The following is a 19,507-nucleotide window of genomic DNA, read 5'->3' on the forward strand; positions in this document are numbered from 1 at the left end:
GATTAAGCGTCGACGCCGAACGAGCGCGCGAGCGGACCGAGGCCGCCCTTGAAGCCCTGGCCGATGGCGCGGAACTTCCACTCGGCGCCGGCGCGATAGACTTCGCCGAAAATCATCGCGGTTTCGGTGGAACCGTCTTCCGACAGATCGAAGCGGGCGATTTCCATGTTGTTGTCGGCGTTGACGCAGCGGATGTAGGCTTTCGCGACCATGCCGAAATTCTGGCGGCGGGCGTCGGCTTCGTGGATGGTGACGCTGACCGCCAGACGCTCGACGGCGGCCGGCACGGCGGCCAGGTCGACGGTCAGTTTCTCGTCGTCGCCGTCGCCTTGGCCGTCGCGGTTGTCGCCGGCGTGGACCACCGAGCCCTCGACCGATTTGAGGTTGTTATAGAAGATAAAATCGCTATCGCTGCGGACTTTGCCGTCAGTCTTGAGCAGGAAGGCGCTGCCGTCCAGATCGAAAGCCGCGCCGTCGCTGGAACGCGGGTCCCAGCCCAGGCCGATGACGATTTTTTTCAGGCCCGGGGCCTCTTTGCTCAGGTTGACGTTGCCGCCTTTTTGCAAACTGATTGCCATGTTCTCGCTCCTTGTGGTCGTTAATGTCTCGGGGCAACAGTATCCCCATTGGAATTAAGACACGCTTAATTCGATATGAATGAGTTAACAAGAATACGCTATCCGGCTGCGGCGGGTAGCGCGAGCTGTCACAACTCTTGCATTTATTGTGCCGTCACAAGGCACAGCGCGAACCGCCCCGCTAACGTTGAGACTTTCTGCCCTCAGCGGGAATCTCATGAAACGCTACCACATCACCATAGGCGCCAAGACCACGGCCGGTGGAATCGTCATCACGGCCAGCAGTTGCTGCTCGATTAATGGCGTGAAAGTCGCGGTCGAGGGCGACTCCATTGTCTGTCCCGCCTGTCGTTCCAAAGGCGTCATCAAGATCTTCGGCCCGCGCATTCCGGAGAGTTGGGACGGCAAGCAGGTCGCGTTGCAGGACGACTTGTGCGTCTGCGCGTGCCCGTCGCCGCCACGGCTGGTGGCAATCAAAGCCTGAAATGCCAGGTGGTAGGCGGTGGTGTGGCCGCAGCACATGGCGAGGCCGCAGCCGTCAGCGTAGCTTCCGCCGCGCGCGAGCAAGCCCAGGCGGCGGCAATAACCGAGCAAGTCGATCAAGTCGCGCTCCGCTTCGTGGATGAATTCACCCAAGCGCCGATTGCATCGAAGCGCTATCGGCTGGAACTGCCCGAGCGCGTGATCGAAGGAATGACCGATGCGGATGGCTATACCCAGGCGATCGACGCGGCCGACCGCACGCGCCTGACCGCATGGCGCATCATTGATTAGCGGAGGCTGACCATGCCGAATGAAGTCTTCACCGAGCACCAGCAAGATCCCGTTCCACTGCACCGCAACACAATGCCGGTCGCCGAGTGCGGCGTGCACAACGCGACCGTCGGCGGCAAGCCGTGCAAAGCGATCGACGTGCCGATACTGAGCTGCGCGAGTGTCTGGCTGCGGGTGCAGAAGGAGGCGGAGGCGTGGATCACATCAGGCGGCAAACTGATCGCGGACCCCATCCAGCGCAATCGCCAGATCAACAAAGCCTACGCCCAGCTATGGCTGGCGGACAAACGTTTCCAGTGGGCCGGCTTGGCCGCGTTCGCCTCCAAACAAGTCGGCTGCGGCCTGCTGCATGCGGCCGGCAATATCGAGAAGGCGCAAGATGAGATGCGGCAAAACCACGCTCGGACCGACATCCTGAACAGCAGCGATGGCGCGGCCATCGACATCATGCCAAGCGGGATCAGCGGAAGCTCGGCATACATGTTCCAACAACTCGCGCTGGGAAATACGACACTGTTCCTCGACATCTATCCACTGCACCGCTTCTACATGCTGCGTGGAGCCGAACACCTGGCAAATTGCCTTCCGGAGCGCATCGCAATTACCCAGCAGGTCTTATGGCCTGTTATGAAGAATAAGCTTGAATTTGGCAAGCCCTTTAACGTGATCGTCAACGCTTTCAATCTGATCGACACAAATCAGATTGCAAAAAGCGTGGAAAGATTGGCTTACCATGAGCAAATTAACATACTACAGGCGGCGATCTATAACGACGTCGCGATGCGCCGCGCCCTCGACGCCAATCAATTTTCTTGGGCGACCGGCTTTCCCAATGGCGCAGCCGCAGAGATCGAACTAACACTTTCCTCGGAGTGTCGAGCAAAAAATGATTCGTACAACATCTGGTTTTCAAAGAACAAAACAGCCAAGCTGTACCATCAGGACCAACGTATGGCTTTTGTGTACGCGGCAGCGGCTCGCTTTAATGCGATGTTAAACAGCGATAATCGCGAAGCCTTGGAAGCATCGATTCAGCGAATCGCGCTAGACGGCGGGCTGAAATGAATAGTCGTTATATCGCCATAGCCGCGTTACTAGGATTTGTGGCATGGAGCTATATTCGAATTCCGGCATCAGCTATCCTGTCTGTGCGAATTGGGCAGACTTTCGATGAGGTGGTACGTTCATCGACCTTCCCGGTCATCGCCTCTTCGAACATCCCGAACCATCCAAATGGATCAGGCGCGACTTGGGTCCAAGAGCCTGCTGTCGTCATTAAATTTAATGATCCCATACATGGTTTCACTCTGCCGGCGACGACATTCGCAGCGATTGGATACATGGACCAAAAGGTCGATGACATTTCTACTTCACCCATGTTAAAGAAAGTGACGTTCGATCAGGCTATGACGACGCTTGAAATATTGCAGCACCAGTTCCAAGCCGGCGGGTGGCAACCGGAACTCAACACACAGTGGTTTGACCTCACTTCACAAGGGCGCAAACAATTACGCGAACACGTTCGAAACGGAAGCAATAACTTCATGAAGACAGCAATGCTTGTTGTTCCGGAAAAATATGAGATGACATTTCGTCTCTGGTGCGCCGACAGTTGCGATAGCACAATTGGTCTGGATCGCTACCTTATAGATATCGGAATCAGCGCAGATATTAAATCGGAAATTAGGAAAAGAAATGCCTTTGAGTCTCGAAAATAATCACATTAGGTAACGCGTCCGTAGAGTTCAACACCGTCAAAAAAAAGGCCAGCTTCACGCTGGCCTTTCCATTCTTACTTGCCGATCACCTTGACCAGCTTCGCCGCCGATCCGGCCAGCGCCTTGTCGCCGCCGCTGGCGCTCAGGGTTTGCTTGGCGTCGTCCCAGCGCAGCGTGGTGGTGGTCGCGCCTTTGCCTTTTTCGTAGTCGTAGCTCGACCCGTCGTCGTCGTACAGCGCGAACTCGCCGTCCTTGCCCGGGTAGACGTGAATCGCGGCGATCGCTTGCTTGCCCACCGTCGACTGCACATCCGCGCCCACCGGCACGATCGAGCCGGCCTTGACGAACACCGGTATCTGCTGGATCGGCGCCGCGACCTTGATCCACTGGCCGCCGCTGAACTTCTCGTTGGTCCAGTAGTTGTACCAGTCCGCGCCGGCCGGCAGGTAGACATCCTTCTGCGTCTGGCCCTGCTCCGTCACCGGCGCCACCAGGAAGGCCGGGCCGAACATGTATTGGTTGCCGATGTTGGCGACGTTGGCATCGCCGCCGAAGTCCATCCACAACGGACGCATGAACGGCGCGCCGGTGTCGTAGGTGCCCTTGGCGCTCGAATACAGATACGGAATCAAACGATAACGCAGACGGTCGTAATCGGCCAGGATGGTTTCCGCCGCGCGGCCGAAGGCCCACAGCTCGGCGCCTTTGCGGTCGCCGTGCACGCGCAGCGTCGGCAGGAAGGTCCCGTACTGGAACCAGCGCGTGAACAGCTCGGGATAGTCGTGATACTGGCCGACCACGTCGCGCGCGTCGGAAGGATCGAGCAACGGCGCTTTGGTCGCCTGCGTGGTCGGCGACAGCTTCTGCCAGCCGCCGATGTCGTTGCCCCAGTAGGCGATGCCGGACGCGGTCATGTTCAAGCCGGACGGCACCTGGCGCGTCAGCGCTTCCCACGTCGGCTGGATGTCCGACGACCAGAACAACGCGCCGGTGCGCTGCGATCCCAGATACGCCGCGCGCGACAGGATCAGCACCCGCTTGCTCGGCTTCCAGGCGCGCAGGTTCTGCGCCACGCCTTCGACGTGCATCAGCGGGAACAGGTTGTGATAGCGGTCGCCCGAGCCGATCGAGTAGAAGAAGCCGTCCGGCACCAGATCCGGCTCGGTCTCGTCCAGCCACGGATAGTCGAAGCCGTGCGACAGGATGTTGTCGCGCGCCTTTTCCCAGAACCACGCGCGCGCGGCCGGATTGGTCGGGTCGATCAAACCGCCGGTGCGGTCGGAGCGGAACGGCAGGCCGTCGACGCTCTTGCCCTCCTTGTCCTTCAGCAGATAGCCCTTGGTATCGAGCTCGTTGAAGTAGCGCCCCGCCGTCTCAAAGCGCGGCCAGATCGAGATGATCGACTGCATGCCCATGTCGTGCAGCTGCTTGTTCATGCCGTCCGGATCCGGGAACTCGGCCGGGTTGATGTCCATCTGGCCCATGCGGGTCCAGTAGAACCAGTCCAGCACCATGACGTCGAGCGGGTACTTCTTCTCGCGGTAGGTCTTGGCCACCGTCAGCAGCGATTCCTGGCTGTCGTAGCGCGCCTTGGACTGGATCAGGCCGAAGGCGGCCTTCGGCGGGATCGGCGTCTTGCCGGTCAGCCGCGCATAGCCCGAGTACAGCGCGTCCGGCTTGTCGCCGGTGATGACGAAGAAGCTGACCCGCTCCCCCACCTTGGACTGGAACATGGTGCGGCCATTGATGCCGGCGACAAAGCGCGTGGCCGAGGCGTTGTCCCAGACGATGCCGTACGACTTGGAGCTGACCATGAACGGCACGCACACCGTCTCGCCGGCCGGCGCGTCGTACCAGTGGGCGCAGTCGATGGTGCGGCCGCGCAGGTCCAGCGGGCCGAGCGATTCCTGGTTCTGGCCCATGCCATAGTAATGCTCGTCGGCCGGCGCGGCGAAGCTGGCGCCGACCTGGTAGGTCTTCTCGGTGTTGACGGTCTGCGGCGACATCTCCCAGCCGTTCATGCGCAGCACCGTCTCGCCCTTGGCGTTCTTGACCTGCAGGCCGACCGGCGCCAGCGACGGCGCGAAGTATTTCTGTCCCATGGTCGGCACGCGCGGCGCCGGCGCCGGATCGACGTGCAGCGTCATCCCGGCCGAGGCGAACGTGTCGCCGTCGGCGCCGGCGCTGTGCTTGAAGGCGCTGGCGTCCGCATGCTCGGCGATGATGCCGTAGCCGGGCGCCTTGAGCGCCTCCGCCTTGTCGGCGGCGATGCTGACGTGGACGATGTTCGGGCCGTAGGCCTGGATCGAGACCCAGGCGCCGTTGCGGTCCAGGGTGACCAGCGGCGCGGCCTGCGCCAGCGAGGCCGAGGCCAGGGCAGCCGCGATGGCCACGAGTGAAAGTGATTTCATTAAGCATCTGCCGCAGAGTGTCGGGGCGCCAAGTTTCCTCCTTCTCCGGTTTACAGGCAATTATGAAAATCACCAAGTTGGAAAACGATTTTCTGCTGGCGTAGGTTTTTTTCCACAACTTCGTATAGAAAATTTGCGTTCGCCTATACGAAGTGGGAATACCACGCTAGTAAATAATCAGTAATTTGATTGTTTCGACCATTTTTGCGCCCTGGTCAAGACTGGTTTTTGCGCGTTTTCACAGTGCGGCGGGCAAAAACGGCCGCCAGACGGCGTCGAATTCGGCCCGGTTGCCGGGTGCCTAGTAAATGCTTAGTCTGACCGTACTGAGGAGACTACTCAGAGATCCCGAATGAGACTGAGGACGATATGAAAAAGAAAATACTGGAGACAATGGTACCGCTAGCATTGGCGGCGATGTACAACCAAGCGGCGCTGGCCCAGGAAGCGCCGGCGCAACTGCCGGCCGCCCCGACCACCGCCCCGGCCGCCGCCGACGCCGACATCGCGGCGCAGGCGCTGGCCTCGCCGGAAAACACCGTGACCGTGACCGGCTTCCGCTCCAGCCTGCAAAAAGCGCTGAACCTGAAGCAGCAGGCCATCGGCGTGCGCGACTCCATCGTCGCCGAGGACATCGGCAAATTCCCCGAGGCGAACGTGGCCGAATCGCTGCAGCGCGTGCCGGGCGTGATCCTGAACCGCGACGAATCGTCCGGCGAAGGCCAGCGCATCTCGATCCGCGGCCTGCCGACCGAGTACTCGGTCACCACGCTGAACGGCGCGCCGGTCAACACCACCTCGACCGCCACCATCGGCTCGGCCGCGCGCGGCTTCAACTACGACGTGTTCGCGTCCGAACTGTTCGGCCGCGTCGACTTCTACAAATCGCCGCTGGCCGAGCTGACCGAGGGCGGCCTCGGTGGCGTGGTCGATCTACAGACCCCGCGTCCGTTCGACAATCCGAAGCGCACCATCCGCTACGGCCTGACCGACACCTACAACACCAGCTCCAAGCACAACGACCCGAACGGCTTCGCGCTGTTCTCCAACACCTGGGACAATCTGGGCTTCCTGGTCGGCGTGTCGCATTCTGGCAGCATCAACACCCGCTCCGGCTTCGAGGCCACCGGCGGCTACAACAGCTCCTTCAACGGCAGCCAGAGCCCGGTCAAAGGCAACTTCGCCTACACGCTGGACTTCGACGATCCGCGCGCCAACCTGGGCGGCTACACCCGCGACCAGATCGCCAAGGCCTTCCTGCCGCGCATCTACCGCTTCTACGGTTCGGAAAACGAGCGTACGCGTGACGGCCTGGTCTCGTCCGTGCAGTGGAAGACGCCGACGCTGAACGTCAGTTTCGACACCATGTACTCCAAGCTGGAGAACACCCGCAAGGAGCAGCTGTTCGGCATCCTGATCCGCAGCACCAGCACCACCAACCGCAATCTGGCGGAGGGCGCCACCGGCCACAACGGCCTGATTCCGGTCAACGTGCAGATCGACCCGACCACCAACCTGCTGACCGGCACCTTCGCCAACACCACCTACAACGCCGGCGCGGCATACACCGAGGACGAAACCAAGTTCGGCTACGGCGCACTGAACGCCAGCTGGAAAGCCAGCCCGAAACTGACGCTGTCCGGCCAGGCCAGCCTGAATCAGAGCACCGCCACCAGCGCCACCGGCCAGCTGTCCGGCTACATCTACGGCGCCACGTCGACCATCGGCTACGGCGACGACCACGTCTACCCGTCGCTGTCGTCGCCGACCAGCTACACCGATCCGAACAACTGGTCCGGCTTCACCATCGGCACCGGCTGGACCAAGGAAACCGACAAGGGCAAGCAGGCGCGCGTGATGGCCGACTGGGACTACGATCTGCCCGGCGAATGGACCGGCCACCTGAAGACCGGCCTGACCTACGTCGCCACCATCAAGGGCGTCAACAAGCGCAACGGCACCTCGCTGGCGACGGCCAAGTTGAACAGCATCGGCGCGGCCGGCTTGCGCAGCGCGATGACCAGCCAGCTGCCGATCGATAACCTGGACTTCGGCGCCGGCTGGCCGCACAGCTGGGCGACGTGGAACAGCAACTACTTCTACTCGCAGTTCGATCCGAACACTTACAACCCGGCGTCGGCGTTCACGCCGTCGCAAAGCTTCGAGGCGGAAGAGGATGTGAAGACCGCCTTCGTGCAGTCGGACTTCAAGGGATCGGTCGGCGGCCACGAGCTGCGCTTCAACGCCGGCGTGCGCTTCTCCGACACCGAGACCAAGATCGACAACTTCAAGCAGAAGGGCACCAGCCTGGTGTACTCGCCGAACCATGAGCAAGGCTCGTACAACAATCTGCTGCCGGCCGTCAGCGGCGCGCTGGACCTGACCGACAACCTGATGTGGCGCGCCTCGTGGGGCAAGACCATCACCCGCGCCTCGCTGTCGATCATCGCGGCGCAGACGGTGATCCCGAACCAGTTCGACAACTCGGCCACGTCGGGCAATCCGAACCTGCGTCCGCAGCAGTCGAAGAACCTGGACACCAGCCTGGAATGGTACTTCCAGCCGGGCAGCCTGCTGTCGGCCGCCGTGTTCCAGAAAAAGCTGACCGACGCCACCGTCGCCAACACCCAGGTGGTGCCGTTCTCCTCGCTCGGCTTGCCGGACACCGCGCTCGGCCCGTTGTTCCAGGATGCGAACGGCCACGTCGATCCGAACCTGGCGATGACGCTGCGCACCTACACCAACGCCGGCGAACAGACGCTGAAAGGCTACGAGCTGGCTTACCAACAGGCCTTCAGCTTCCTGCCGGCGCCGTTCAATGGCTTGGGTGCGCTGGGCAGCTACACCCACATCAGCCCCTTCAACAGCGCGGCGTGGATCACCAACGCGGGCAAGGTCATCGATGTCAACTCGGTGCCGAAGTATGCCTACAGCGCCACCATCTACTTCGAGCAGGGGCCGCTGGCGTTGCGCATGTCCTACAACTACAAGGACAAGTCGCTGCACCCGGATAACCCGCGCAACCTGGGCGATGACCTGATCCGCTGGCGCGCGGGACGCGGCTACCTCGACGCCAACATCAGCTACAAGATCAGCGACAGCCTCGAGTTCCGCATCGATGCGCTCAACCTGAGCAACACGCTGGCGCAGGATTACTTCGAGGACGCCAGCGGCCAGTACGGCAGCGGCAAGAAGACGCGCATGGACTATGCCAAGTATGATGGTCGCACGATCAAATTCGGCATCCGGGGAAAACTGTAATCCATGATGAAACGACTCTTTGCGACCGGCGCCCTGGCGCTGGGTTTGGCCGGCTGCAGCACGCTGCAGCCGGCAGTCGACACGTCCGAGCAGGAGGTGGTCGGCATCATCAACAAGGTCAACGGCTACTGGCAGCAGCGCGAAGCCCCGCAGAAATGGGCGTTCTGGGATATCGCCGCCTACCACACCGGGAATATGGAGGCTTACCAGATCACCGGCAACGCCGCCTACCGCAAGTACTCGGAGGACTGGGCCAGGCACAATCAGTGGCAAGGCGCCAAGGCCACCGACAAGTCCACATGGAAGTACCAGTACGGCGAGACCGACGACCATGTAATGTTCGGCGACTGGCAGATCTGCTTCCAGACCTACGCCGACCTGTATCAGCTGGATAAGGATCCGCAAAAGATCGCCCGCGCCCGCGAGGTGATGGAATACCAGATGAGCACCGCCAACAAGGATTACTGGTGGTGGTCGGATGGCTTGTACATGGTGATGCCGGTGATGACCAAGATGTACAACATCACCGGAAACCGCCTGTACCTGGACAAGCTGCACGAATATTTCCAGTACTCGAACAGCATCATGTTCGACGACGCCGAGCAGCTGTATTACCGCGACGCGCGCTACGTCTATCCCAAGCACCAGAGCGTCAACGGCAAGAAGGACTTCTGGTCGCGCGGCGACGGCTGGGTGTTCGCCGGCCTGGCCAAGGTGCTGAAGGATCTGCCGAAGGACGATCCCTACCGCGCCGAATACGTGGCCAAGTTCAAGGGCATGGCGCAGACGCTGAAGAAAGCGCAATCGGCCGACGGCTACTGGACCCGCAGCCTGCTCGATCCGCAGCACGCGCCGGGACCGGAGACCAGCGGCACCGCTTTCTTCGTCTACGGCTACCTGTGGGGCATCAACAACGGCGTGCTCGATCGCGACGAGTACCTGCCGACGGTGCGCAAGGGCTGGCACTACCTGAGCAAGACCGCGCTGCAAGCGGACGGCAAGATCGGCTACGTGCAGCCGATCGGCGACCGCGCGATCCCTGGCCAGGTGGTGGATCAGAACTCGACCACGGCGTTCGGCGTCGGCGCCTACCTGTTGGCGTCGTCGGAGCTGGTGCGCCTGCTGCGTCAATAAACAACGGAGACTCAATGGAACGACGTAATTTCATCCAGGCGATGGTGGCCGGATCGGCCGCCGGCGGCATGCTGGCGGCGCAAGGCGCCGCCGCGGCGACGGCCGCCGCCAAGACCGGGCCGGCCGGCAACGGCCGCGCCGAGCTGGCGGCGCTGGCGCAGAAGATGTCCGAACCGGTGCTGGTCAACATGGCGGCCGGCACGCTGAAGAAGAACTTCGCGCTGGAAGTCAGCCCGACCTGGGATGGCCGCGACAAGAACGTCGCGTATCTGGAATGCTTCGGCCGCCTGATCGCCGGCATCGCGCCGTGGCTGGCCCTGGCCGACGACGGCACGCCGGAAGGCGCCACCCGCAAGCGTCTGCATCAACTGGCGCTGCAAAGCTATACCAACTCGGTCGATCCGGCCAGTCCGGACTACCTGCAATGGAAGGCGCCGGGCCAGACGCTGGTCGATTCGGCCTACTACACCAACGCGCTGATGCGCGCGCCGAAAGCGCTGTGGGAGCCGCTGGACGCCAGGACCAAGCAACGCATCATCGCCGAGATCAAGTCGCTGCGCCGCATTGAACCGCCGTACATCAACTGGATGCTGTTCGCCGCGATGAACGAGGCCTGGCTGATGTCGATCGGCGAGGAGTTCGATCCGCTGCGCATGAACGTCGCGATCCGCAAGCTCAACGAATGGTATGTCGGCGACGGCTGGTACAAGGACGGCGACGCCTTCCACTTCGACTACTACAACGCCTTCGTCATGCATCCGATGCTGGTCGAAATCCTCGACGTGCTCGATGAGCGCAAGGGCGAATTCTGGAAGGGCAAGCCGAGCGAACTGCGGGCGCAGGCGGTCAAGCGCATGCAGCGCTATGGCGAGCACCTGGAGCGTTTCATCGGCACGGACGGCACCTTTGCGCCGATCGGCCGCTCGCTGACCTATCGCACCGCCGCGTTCCAGCCGCTGGCCTTGCTGGCCTTGCGCAAGCAGCTGCCGGCCAGCCTGCCCGAGGGCCAGGTGCGCGCCGCGCTGCAAGCGGTGCACCGGGCGGTGTGGACGGAGCCGAGCAATTTCACCAAGGACGGCTACCTGACCATCGGCTTCGTCGGCCATCATCCGGAGCTGGGCGACTGGTACTCCAACAACGGCAGCATGTACATCGCCTCGGCCAGCCTGCTGCCGCTGGGCCTCGCGCCGACCGACAGCTACTGGACCGCGCCGGCGCAGGACTGGACGCAGAAGAAAGCCTTCGCAGGCGCCAAATTCCCCAAAGACTACCCGGTGGACTATTAATGAGCAAACCCCTGGAATCACGGCGCCGCGTGCTGCGCGGCGCCGGCGCGGCGATGGGCGGCATGCTGCTGCCTGCGGGCGCAGCCTCCGCGGCCACGCCGCGCTTCGCCATCGGCGACAACGACTTCCTGCTCGACGGCCAGCGCTTGCAAATCCGCTGCGGCGAAATGCACTTCGCCCGCGTCCCGCGCGAATACTGGACCCATCGGCTGAAAGCCATCAAGGCGATGGGCCTGAACACCGTCTGCGCCTACCTGTTCTGGAACTACCACGAATGGCGCGAAGGTAAATACGACTGGCGCGGGCAGCGCGACGCCGCCGAATTCTGCCGCCTGGCGCAGCAGGAGGGCTTGTGGGTGATCCTGCGTCCCGGTCCCTACGCCTGCGCCGAATGGGAAATGGGCGGCCTGCCATGGTGGCTGCTGAAAAGTCCCGGCGACGCCTTCCTGCGCACGCGCGAGGCCAGCTTCGTGCAGCCGGCGCGGCGCTGGATGGCCGAAGTGGGCCGCGTGCTCGGGGCGCAGCAAATCACAAAAGGCGGCCCGATACTGATGGTGCAGGTCGAGAACGAATACGGCTTCTTCGGCGAAGACCTCGACTACATGCGCGAGATGCGCGCCATGCTGCTCGGCGCCGGCTTCGACGTGCCGCTATTCCAGTGCAACCCGACCAACGCCGTGGTCAAGTCGCACATCGACGGCCTGTTCGACGTGGTCAACTTCGGCAGCGATCCGGCGGCCGGCTTCAAGGAACTGGACAAGGTGCAGAAGGGGCCGCGCATGTGCGGCGAATACTACTCCGGCTGGTTCGACACCTGGGGCGCGCCGCACCGTCGCGGCTCGGCCAACGGCGCCGTCGCCGACATCCAGACCATGCTGAAGGCGAACGGCTCGTTCAGCCTGTACATGGCGCACGGCGGCACCACCTTCGGTCTGTGGGGCGGCTGCGACCGCCCCTTCCGCCCCGACACCAGCAGCTACGACTACGACGCCCCGATCAGCGAGGCTGGATGGACCGGCGAGAAGTTCCAGGCCTACCGCGACGGCATCAAGCCGCATTTGATGACCGGCGAAACGCTGCCCGCCGCGCCGCCGCAGAACGCGCTGATCGCCATCGCGCCGTTCGCGTTCAAGGAATCGTCGCCGGTGCTCGCGGCGATGGCGGCGATGGCGCCCAATGCCGTCATCAAGGCCGTCTCGCCGCAGCCGATCGAACAGTACGATATCAGCCGTGGCCTGGTGTCGTACCGCGTCACGCTGCCCGCCGGCCCGGCCGCCACGCTGGAGGCGGCCAAGGTGCGCGACCTGGCCTGGGTCCACCTCGACGGCAAGCAGGTCGGTACGATGGACACGCGCCACCGCCGCTTCAGCGTCGACCTGCCGGCGCGCGACCAGCCGGCGACGCTGGAGATCCTGTTGTACACCATCGCCCGCGTCAACTTCGGCGTCGAGATCCACGACCGCAAGGGCCTGCACGGCCCGGTGCTGCTGGGCGGGAAACCGCTGGAAAACTGGGAAATCCGCGCCATCGACTTCGACGCCGACGGCGTGCTTCCGGCGCTGACATGGAAGACCGGCCGCAGCGCCGGCCCGGCCTTCTGGCGCGGCGGCTTCGACGCGGCGCAAACCGGCGACACCTTCCTCGACATGTCGGGCTGGGGCCAGGGCATCGTCTGGGTCAACGGCCGCTGCCTGGGGCGCTACTGGAGCATCGGCCCGACGCAGACCATGTACCTGCCCGGCCCATGGATCAAGCGCGGACGCAACGAGGTGGTGGTGCTGGACCTGACCGGGCCGCAAAGCGCGCGCATCGCCGGCCTGAAGATGCCGATCCTGGACCGGCTGCGTCCCGACCGCGATCTGCCTCGCCCGCCGAGCAAGGTCAAGCCGCGGCTGGACGGCGTCAAGCCGGTGCACGAAGGCGAGTTCGCGCGCGGCGCGGCGACGCAGGATGTGCTGTTCGCCCAGCCAGCCAGCGGCCGCCAGTTCTGCCTCGAATCGCTGGACGCCTTCGACGGCAAAGGCTACGCCGCCGTGGCCGAACTGGCCTTGCTCGGGGTCGACGGCAAGCCGCTGAACCAGTCCAACTGGACCATCGCCTACGCCAGCAGCGAGGAAGCCACCAAGGAGGACGGCTCCGCGCTCAATGCCATCAATGGCCAGAACACCGACCATTGGCACACGGCTTACAGCGGCAAGGCGCCGCATCCGGCCCACCCGCATCGCCTGATCATCGACCTGGGCAAGCCCGCGATCGTGGCCGGCATGCGCTACACGCCGCGCCAGGGCGCGGAGGGCGTCACCGGCCGCATCCGCCATTACCGCGTTTATGTAGGTGAAAGCCTGACCAATGGATAGGTGAACCGCCGATACCCGGGGATTGACAGGCCCCGGGTTGTCGGGAATCATCTGTCAATGATAAAACGCCACAAATTCTGGGAACGACCGAACTGGTTGTTTTGCCTGCTGCTTCCCCTGTTTCACTTCGCCAGCGTCAAACTCACTTTCTTCTGCGCCGTCACGCCGGAAAATTCGGTGGTGGTCTGGCTGCCCAACGCGGTGCTGCTGGCGGCGCTGCTGCGCTTTCGCGGCCAGCGCGCGCCCTTGCTGGCCTGCCTCACCTTCAGTTCCGACGTGCTGGCCAACCTGGTGCCCTTCCCCTGGTACGAGGCGGTGCTGCTGAGCGTCGTCAATCTGCTGGAGATCTTCTTCACCTATTACCTGATGCGGCGCAGCGGCGCCTCGTTCCGGCTGCAGCGGGTGCAGGACCTGGTCAAGTTCATCCTCGCCGGACCGTTGTTCGGCGCGATGCTGGCCGGCCTGCTGGCGGCGGTGGTGCTGCAGCAGTTCGGCGGCGCCACCACGTCCTACCTCACGCTGGCGCGGGTGTGGTGGTTCGGCGACGGTCTCGGATTATTGATCTACACGCCGCTGCTGCTGGCCTTCACCCAGCGCCAGCACCAGCGCGTGCGCCTGACCCGCTGGGACGACATGGCGCTGGTGCTGACGCTATTGCTGGCGACCGCCATCCTGTCGGCCCACGGCGGCGAGATCGACGGCGTCTCCGTCACGCCGACGCTGTTGCTGCCGGCGGTGGCGGTGATCGCCTTCCGCTTCGGCACGCGTCTGACCACGCTGTTCGTGGCGCTGATCTCGCTGGCCACGGCGATGATGATGAGCACCGGCCTCAAACCCTTCGGCGAGGTGGCGGCGCACCTGGAGGTGGTGCGCGCGCAGGAGTTCATCCTGACGCTGTGCATCGTCGGCATCGGCTTCGCGGTGCTGCTGAGCGAATTGCAGGCGCGCGAACGGGAACTGGAAAGCCGCGTGCGCGACCGCACCCGCGAGCTGGAACAATCGAACGACCGGCTGGCGGCGATCAGCGCCACCGACGGCCTGACCGGCATCGCCAACCGGCGCCGCTTCGACGAAACGCTGGCGACCGAATGGAGCCGCGCCCGCCGCGGCAAGCAGGCGCTGATGCTGGCGATGCTGGACGTCGACCTGTTCAAGCAATACAACGACCACTACGGCCACCAGGCCGGCGACGACGTGCTGCGCGCGGTGGCGTGCGAGCTGACCGCGCGCATCCGCCGCAGCGGCGATTTCGTGGCGCGCTACGGCGGCGAGGAGTTCGCACTGATCGCGCAAGCGGGCAGCGAGGAACAGGCTTTGGCCACCGCATCCAATATTTGCCGCGCCATCGAGGCGATGAAGACGCCGCATCTCACCTCCCCCGTCGGCGTGCTGACGGTGAGCGTCGGGGTGGCGATGGTGGTCCCGGGCGAGCACGATTCCGTGGTCGCCTTCCTCAAGGCGGCCGACGCGGCGCTGTATCGCGCCAAGCAGCTGGGCCGCAACCGGGTCGAAGTGGCCGATATCGAACGCCGCGCCACCCAGCAGTCGGCCTAAGGCCGGCCGGTCGACAGCTGGCGGTACTGGCTGGGCGTGAGCCCGGTGGTGGCCTTGAACTGGCGGGTGAAGGCGGAGTGGTCGCCGTAGCCGCAGGCTTGCGCGATCTCCGCCACGCTGGCGTCGCCGGCCAGCATGCGCGAGGCGGCGTCGACGCGGGTCTGGATGATCATCTGGCGCGGTGTCAGGTGGAAGATGCGCAGGAAGTAGCGCTCGATCTGCGCCACCGACATATTCGCGGTGCGCGCCAGGTCCGGCAGATGCAGCGGCTGGCCGTACTGCTCATGAATCAGCGTCACCGCCGCCGCCACCTTGCGGTAGGCCGGGTTCTTCTTGTCCGCCATCGCCAGGTCGCGCGAGACGCCGGTCAGGCCGACGATGCGGCCGTGCGCGTCGCGCAGCGCGGTCTTGCGCGTCAGGCACCAGCCCGGGTCGCGGTTGGGATACAGGTGCAGCTCCAGCTGGTCCTCGATGTCGCTGTCGCCGGCCAGCACCGCCATGTCCTGCGCCATGTAGGTCTGGCCGAACGGATGGGCGAAAACCTCGGCCGGGGTGCGCCCGATCAGCGCCGACTTGTGCCGCTGGCCGCAGCGCTGCACCAGCGTCTGGTTCACCACCACGTAGCGCGCCTGCTCATCCTTGACGAAAAACACCACGTCCGGCAGCGCGTCGAACAGCGCCTCGGCGAAGAAAGGATCGGCGATGCCGGCGCCCAGGGCGCGGCGCGCGTCGTCGTGCGGGGAGTCGGTTTCCATGCCGCCGATTGTAGCGAGGTTTTTTGCGGTTGTGCAGATTTCGTCATTCATCGTGCGCAGACGGTGCAAGACAGCGGCGCCCGGGAAGCCTAAGATTCGAGCATGAAAACCATCTCCATCATCGACTCCCACACCGGCGGCGAACCCACCCGCCTGGTCACCGACGGCGGCCCGGACCTGGGCGCCGGCCCCTTGAGCGAACGCGTGGCCATGCTGCGCGCCGCGCACGACAACTTCCGTTCCGCCGTGGTGTGCGAACCGCGCGGCTCGGACGTGCTGGTCGGCGCGCTGCTGTGCGAACCGCATGCGGCCGACTGCGTGGCCGGCGTCATCTTCTTCAACAACGTCGGCTACCTCGGCATGTGCGGCCACGGCACCATCGGCTTGATCGCGTCGCTGGCGTTCATGGGACGCATCGGGCCGGGACGGCACCGCATCGATACGCCGGTCGGCGTGGTCGAGGCGGAACTGCACGCCGACGGCGGCGTCACCGTGGACAACGTGGCCTCGTACCGCAGCCGCGCGCAGGTCGCGGTCGAGGTGCCGGGCTACGGCACGGTCACCGGCGATGTGGCCTACGGCGGCAACTGGTTCTTCCTGGTCGCCGACCATGGCCTGGAGTTGGGCGTGCACAACGTCGAAGCGCTGACGGCCTGCAGCGCGGCCATCGGCGCGGCGCTGGTCCGCGACGGCGTCACCGGCGACGACGGCGCGCTGATCGACCATATCGAATTGTTCGCGCCATCGCGCACCGGCGCCGACAGCCAGAGTTTCGTGCTCTGCCCCGGCAAGGCCTACGACCGCTCGCCGTGCGGCACCGGCACCAGCGCCAAGCTGGCCTGCCTGGCGGCCGACGGCAAGCTGGCCGAGGGCGCGCTGTGGAAGCAGGAGAGTGTGATCGGCAGCGTGTTCGAAGCGTCGTACAAATACCAGGGCGAGAAACTGATTCCCAGCATACGCGGCAAGGCCTGGGTCAACGCGCAGGCCCAGTTGATCCTCGATCCCACCGATCCTTTCGTGTGGGGCATCCGGTGAACAATCCGGACGTGATCGTCATCGGCGCCGGCATCGTCGGCGCCGCCTGTGCGGACGCGCTCAGCGAGCGCGGGCTGCGGGTGACGGTCGTGGAGCAGGACATCGCCGGCGGCGGCGCCACCGCCGCCGGCATGGGCCACCTGGTGGTCATGGACGACAACGCGGCGGAGCTGGCGCTGTCGTCGTATTCGGTCGCGCTATGGAAGGATCTGGTGGGCGACCGGCCGCAGCGGCATGAGTACAGCGGCTGCGGCACCATCTGGGTCGCCGCCGACGAGGAGGAACTGGAGGCCGCGCGCGTCAAGGCGCAAACGCTGTCGGCGCATGGTCTCGATTGCGAGCTGTTGTCGCCGGCGCGCCTGTATGAGCGCGAGCCGCAGTTACGGGCCGGCTTGGCTGGCGGGCTGCTGGTCGGCGGCGATGGGCTGGTGTATCCGCCCAAGAGCGCGCGCATCTTGCTGGACCGCGCCATGCGGCGCGGCGCCGTGTCCCGTCGCGCCACGGTCGCGGCGATCGAAGACCACGGCGTGCTGCTGGCCGACGGCACGCGACACCAGGCGCAGCACATCGTGCTGGCCGCCGGCGCGCGCTCGACCGCGCTGCTGCCGGAGCTGCCGATGCAGCCGAAAAAAGGACACCTGGCGATCACCGATCGCTATCCGGGCTTCGTCCGGCATCAGCTGGTGGAGCTGGGCTATATCAAGAGCGCCCATGCGGCCAGCGGCGATTCGGTGGCGTTCAATTTGCAACCGCGTCCCACCGGACAAATCCTGATCGGCTCCTCGCGCCAGTTCGACACGGTCGATCCGGAGGTCGAGCCGGACATGCTGCGGCGCATGCTGCGTCATGCCGCCACCTTCACGCCGCAGTTGGCGCAGCTGAACGTGCTGCGCTGCTGGACCGGCCTGCGCGCCGCCACGCCGGACGGCCTGCCACTGATCGGCCCCAGCGCGGCGCGGCGCGGGCTGTGGCTGGCCACCGGCCACGAAGGATTGGGCATCACCACCTCGCTGGCGACGGCGCAGCTGCTGGCCGCCCAGGTGCAAGGCGAAACCACGCGCATCCCCACCACGCCTTACCTTCCAGGGCGCTTCCATGAATAGCATCGACATCGGCGATGGCGCCGGCATCGGCGCGGGCGGTGGCGTGACGCTTCGCATCGACGCGCGCGAGATTCGCGTCGACGCCGGCGTCAGCGTCGCCGCCGCGATCGCGATGTCTAGCAGCGGGGTGACGCGCCGCTCGGTCGGCGGCGCACCGCGTGCCCCCTTGTGCGGCATGGGCATCTGCCAGGAGTGCCGCGTCACCATCGACGGCCGCATGCACCAGTTGTCCTGCCAAACGCTCTGCACCGAAGGCATGCAAGTGGTAACCGGAGCGGTATCATGAAGCGCCACGACATCATCATCATCGGCGCCGGTCCGGCCGGACTGGCGGCTGCCCACGCGGCGGCCACGCATGGCGCACAAGTCGCCATCATCGACGACAACCCACTGGCCGGCGGCCAGATCTGGCGCGGCGGCCCGGAGCGACAAGCCGACCCGCGCGCGCAACAGCTGTGGCGCGAACTGCAAGCGGCGGAACACGTCCAATGGTTGCGGCAGACGCGCGTCCTGTATTCGCCGGAAGCCGGGCGGCTGCTGGTGCAAACGCCCACCGCATCTGAAACGCTGCGTTACAGCCAGCTGATCGTGGCGACCGGCGCCCGCGAAAGACTGTTGCCCTTCCCCGGCTGGACGCTGCCCGGCGTCACCGGCGCCGGCGGCCTGCAGGCGCTGGCCAAGGGCGGCTACCCGCTGCAAGGCAAACGCGTGGTGGTGGCCGGCAGCGGCCCGCTGCTGCTGGCGGTGGCCGCCACGCTGCGGGACAAGGGCGCGCACATCGTCGCCATCGTCGAGCAGGCCGCCACGCCGGCGCTGGCGCGCTTCGTTCTGAGCCTGGCGGCGACACCATCCAAGATCGCGCAAGCGCTGCAACTGGCCCGCCAACTGAAAGGCGTTCCCTACTTGCGCGACAGCTACGTGCGTTCCGCACACGGCGACCAGGCGCTGCGATCGGTGCAAGTGCAACGCGGCGGCCGGCCCGAACCGGCATCGCTGGAATGCGACTACCTGGCCTGCGGCTACGGCCTGCTGCCCAACCTGGAACTGGCGCAAGCACTGGGCTGCACGACCACGGACGGCGCGGTCCACGTGGACGAATGGCAGCACAGCACCGTGCCCGGCATCTACTGCGCCGGCGAAAGCACGGGTGTCGGCGGCGTCGACCTCGCACTGGCCGAAGGCCGCATCGCAGGCCTGGCCGCCAGCGGCCACGTCGGGCAAGCGCAGGAGGCTTTCGGCCGCCGCGCCCACTGGAAAAAATTCGCCGCGCGGCTGACGCGCACCTTCGCGCTGCGGCCGGAGCTGGCCACGCTGGCCGACGACGACACCATCGTCTGCCGCTGCGAAGACGTGCGCCACGGCGAACTGCGCACGCACACCGCATGGCGCGACGCCAAGCTGCAAACGCGCTGCGGCATGGGTCCGTGCCAGGGCCGCATCTGCGGCGGCGCCACCGACATTCTGTACGGCTGGCGTCCCGACGCCGTCCGCTTGCCGATATCGCCCGCACGGGTTTCAAGCATCATCGATTAGCACTCACC

General features: G+C 64.9%; 16 protein-coding genes. 13 read left to right on the forward strand and 3 right to left on the reverse strand.

The features are described 5' to 3' along the window. Nucleotides 1-2: 2 nt before the first annotated feature. Nucleotides 3-578, reverse strand: coding sequence for a TerD family protein (locus GW587_RS20510; protein WP_166106459.1), 576 nt, complete (start codon nucleotides 576-578; stop codon nucleotides 3-5). A 217-nt stretch (nucleotides 579-795) separates the two neighbouring features. Here GW587_RS20510 and GW587_RS20515 point away from each other — a divergent pair, with 217 nt between their 5' ends. The 4 genes from GW587_RS20515 to GW587_RS20530 are packed head-to-tail and all read left to right on the forward strand — an operon-like array spanning nucleotide 796 to nucleotide 3,070. Further along, a complete protein-coding gene (locus tag GW587_RS20515) occupies nucleotides 796-1,062 on the forward strand; it encodes a PAAR domain-containing protein (RefSeq protein ID WP_166106460.1) in 267 nt (88 codons plus the stop codon). Further along, nucleotides 1,011-1,352, forward strand: coding sequence for a hypothetical protein (locus GW587_RS20520; RefSeq protein ID WP_166106461.1), 342 nt, complete (start codon nucleotides 1,011-1,013; stop codon nucleotides 1,350-1,352). The genes GW587_RS20515 and GW587_RS20520 overlap by 52 nt, the downstream gene beginning before the upstream one ends. A gap of 12 nt (nucleotides 1,353-1,364) precedes the next feature. Continuing rightward, nucleotides 1,365-2,417 (forward strand): DUF2515 family protein, encoded by a 1,053-nt coding sequence (locus GW587_RS20525; RefSeq protein WP_207393578.1) that lies wholly within the window; start codon nucleotides 1,365-1,367, stop codon nucleotides 2,415-2,417. Next, a complete protein-coding gene (locus GW587_RS20530) occupies nucleotides 2,414-3,070 on the forward strand; it encodes a hypothetical protein (RefSeq protein WP_166106462.1) in 657 nt (218 codons plus the stop codon). The genes GW587_RS20525 and GW587_RS20530 overlap by 4 nt, the downstream gene beginning before the upstream one ends. A 74-nt stretch (nucleotides 3,071-3,144) precedes the next feature. Here GW587_RS20530 and GW587_RS20535 read toward each other — a convergent pair whose 3' ends face one another. Further along, nucleotides 3,145-5,481: a glycoside hydrolase family 31 protein gene (locus GW587_RS20535; protein WP_166106463.1), complete on the reverse strand. Its 2,337-nt coding sequence runs from the start codon at nucleotides 5,479-5,481 to the stop codon at nucleotides 3,145-3,147. 369 nt (nucleotides 5,482-5,850) lie between these two features. Here GW587_RS20535 and GW587_RS20540 point away from each other — a divergent pair, with 369 nt between their 5' ends. From GW587_RS20540 to GW587_RS20560, 5 genes are read left to right on the forward strand one after another with little or no spacing between them, the layout of a single operon-like run. Beyond that, nucleotides 5,851-8,742, forward strand: a complete 2,892-nt coding sequence (locus GW587_RS20540) for a TonB-dependent receptor (RefSeq protein WP_166106464.1) — start codon at nucleotides 5,851-5,853, stop codon at nucleotides 8,740-8,742. A gap of 3 nt (nucleotides 8,743-8,745) precedes the next feature. Then, nucleotides 8,746-9,876 (forward strand): glycoside hydrolase family 88/105 protein, encoded by a 1,131-nt coding sequence (locus GW587_RS20545; RefSeq protein WP_207393579.1) that lies wholly within the window; start codon nucleotides 8,746-8,748, stop codon nucleotides 9,874-9,876. 14 nt (nucleotides 9,877-9,890) lie between these two features. Then, a complete protein-coding gene (locus tag GW587_RS20550; RefSeq protein ID WP_166106465.1) occupies nucleotides 9,891-11,162 on the forward strand; it encodes a DUF2264 domain-containing protein in 1,272 nt (423 codons plus the stop codon). Continuing rightward, nucleotides 11,162-13,519 carry a beta-galactosidase gene (locus GW587_RS20555; RefSeq protein WP_166106466.1) on the forward strand — a complete coding sequence of 786 codons (2,358 nt, stop codon included), beginning with the start codon at nucleotides 11,162-11,164 and terminating at the stop codon, nucleotides 13,517-13,519. The genes GW587_RS20550 and GW587_RS20555 overlap by 1 nt, the downstream gene beginning before the upstream one ends. A 57-nt stretch (nucleotides 13,520-13,576) precedes the next feature. Continuing rightward, nucleotides 13,577-15,073, forward strand: a complete 1,497-nt coding sequence (locus GW587_RS20560) for a sensor domain-containing diguanylate cyclase (RefSeq protein ID WP_166106467.1) — start codon at nucleotides 13,577-13,579, stop codon at nucleotides 15,071-15,073. Here GW587_RS20560 and GW587_RS20565 read toward each other — a convergent pair. Then, a complete protein-coding gene (locus GW587_RS20565; RefSeq protein ID WP_166106468.1) occupies nucleotides 15,070-15,828 on the reverse strand; it encodes an AraC family transcriptional regulator in 759 nt (252 codons plus the stop codon). The two genes, GW587_RS20560 and GW587_RS20565, sit on opposite strands and share 4 nt — an antisense overlap. A 102-nt stretch (nucleotides 15,829-15,930) precedes the next feature. Here GW587_RS20565 and GW587_RS20570 point away from each other — a divergent pair, with 102 nt between their 5' ends. The 4 genes from GW587_RS20570 to GW587_RS20585 are packed head-to-tail and all read left to right on the forward strand — an operon-like array spanning nucleotide 15,931 to nucleotide 19,499. Next, complete coding sequence (locus tag GW587_RS20570) at nucleotides 15,931-16,863, forward strand: 4-hydroxyproline epimerase (protein WP_166106469.1); 933 nt, start codon at nucleotides 15,931-15,933, stop codon at nucleotides 16,861-16,863. After that, the gene (locus GW587_RS20575; protein ID WP_166106470.1) at nucleotides 16,860-17,966 is read left to right on the forward strand and encodes an NAD(P)/FAD-dependent oxidoreductase; all 1,107 of its coding nucleotides are present in this window, start codon (nucleotides 16,860-16,862) and stop codon (nucleotides 17,964-17,966) included. The genes GW587_RS20570 and GW587_RS20575 overlap by 4 nt, the downstream gene beginning before the upstream one ends. A 43-nt stretch (nucleotides 17,967-18,009) precedes the next feature. After that, on the forward strand, nucleotides 18,010-18,252 hold the full coding sequence (locus tag GW587_RS20580; RefSeq protein ID WP_371875630.1) for a (2Fe-2S)-binding protein: 243 nt from the start codon (nucleotides 18,010-18,012) through the stop codon (nucleotides 18,250-18,252). Further along, nucleotides 18,249-19,499 carry an NAD(P)/FAD-dependent oxidoreductase gene (locus tag GW587_RS20585; RefSeq protein WP_166106472.1) on the forward strand — a complete coding sequence of 417 codons (1,251 nt, stop codon included), beginning with the start codon at nucleotides 18,249-18,251 and terminating at the stop codon, nucleotides 19,497-19,499. Before GW587_RS20580 ends, GW587_RS20585 begins: the two co-directional genes overlap by 4 nt. Nucleotides 19,500-19,507: the final 8 nt, after the last annotated feature.

Origin of the sequence: Duganella aceris (assembly GCF_011090165.1) — a bacterium.
Lineage (GTDB): Bacteria > Pseudomonadota > Gammaproteobacteria > Burkholderiales > Burkholderiaceae_D > Rugamonas > Rugamonas aceris.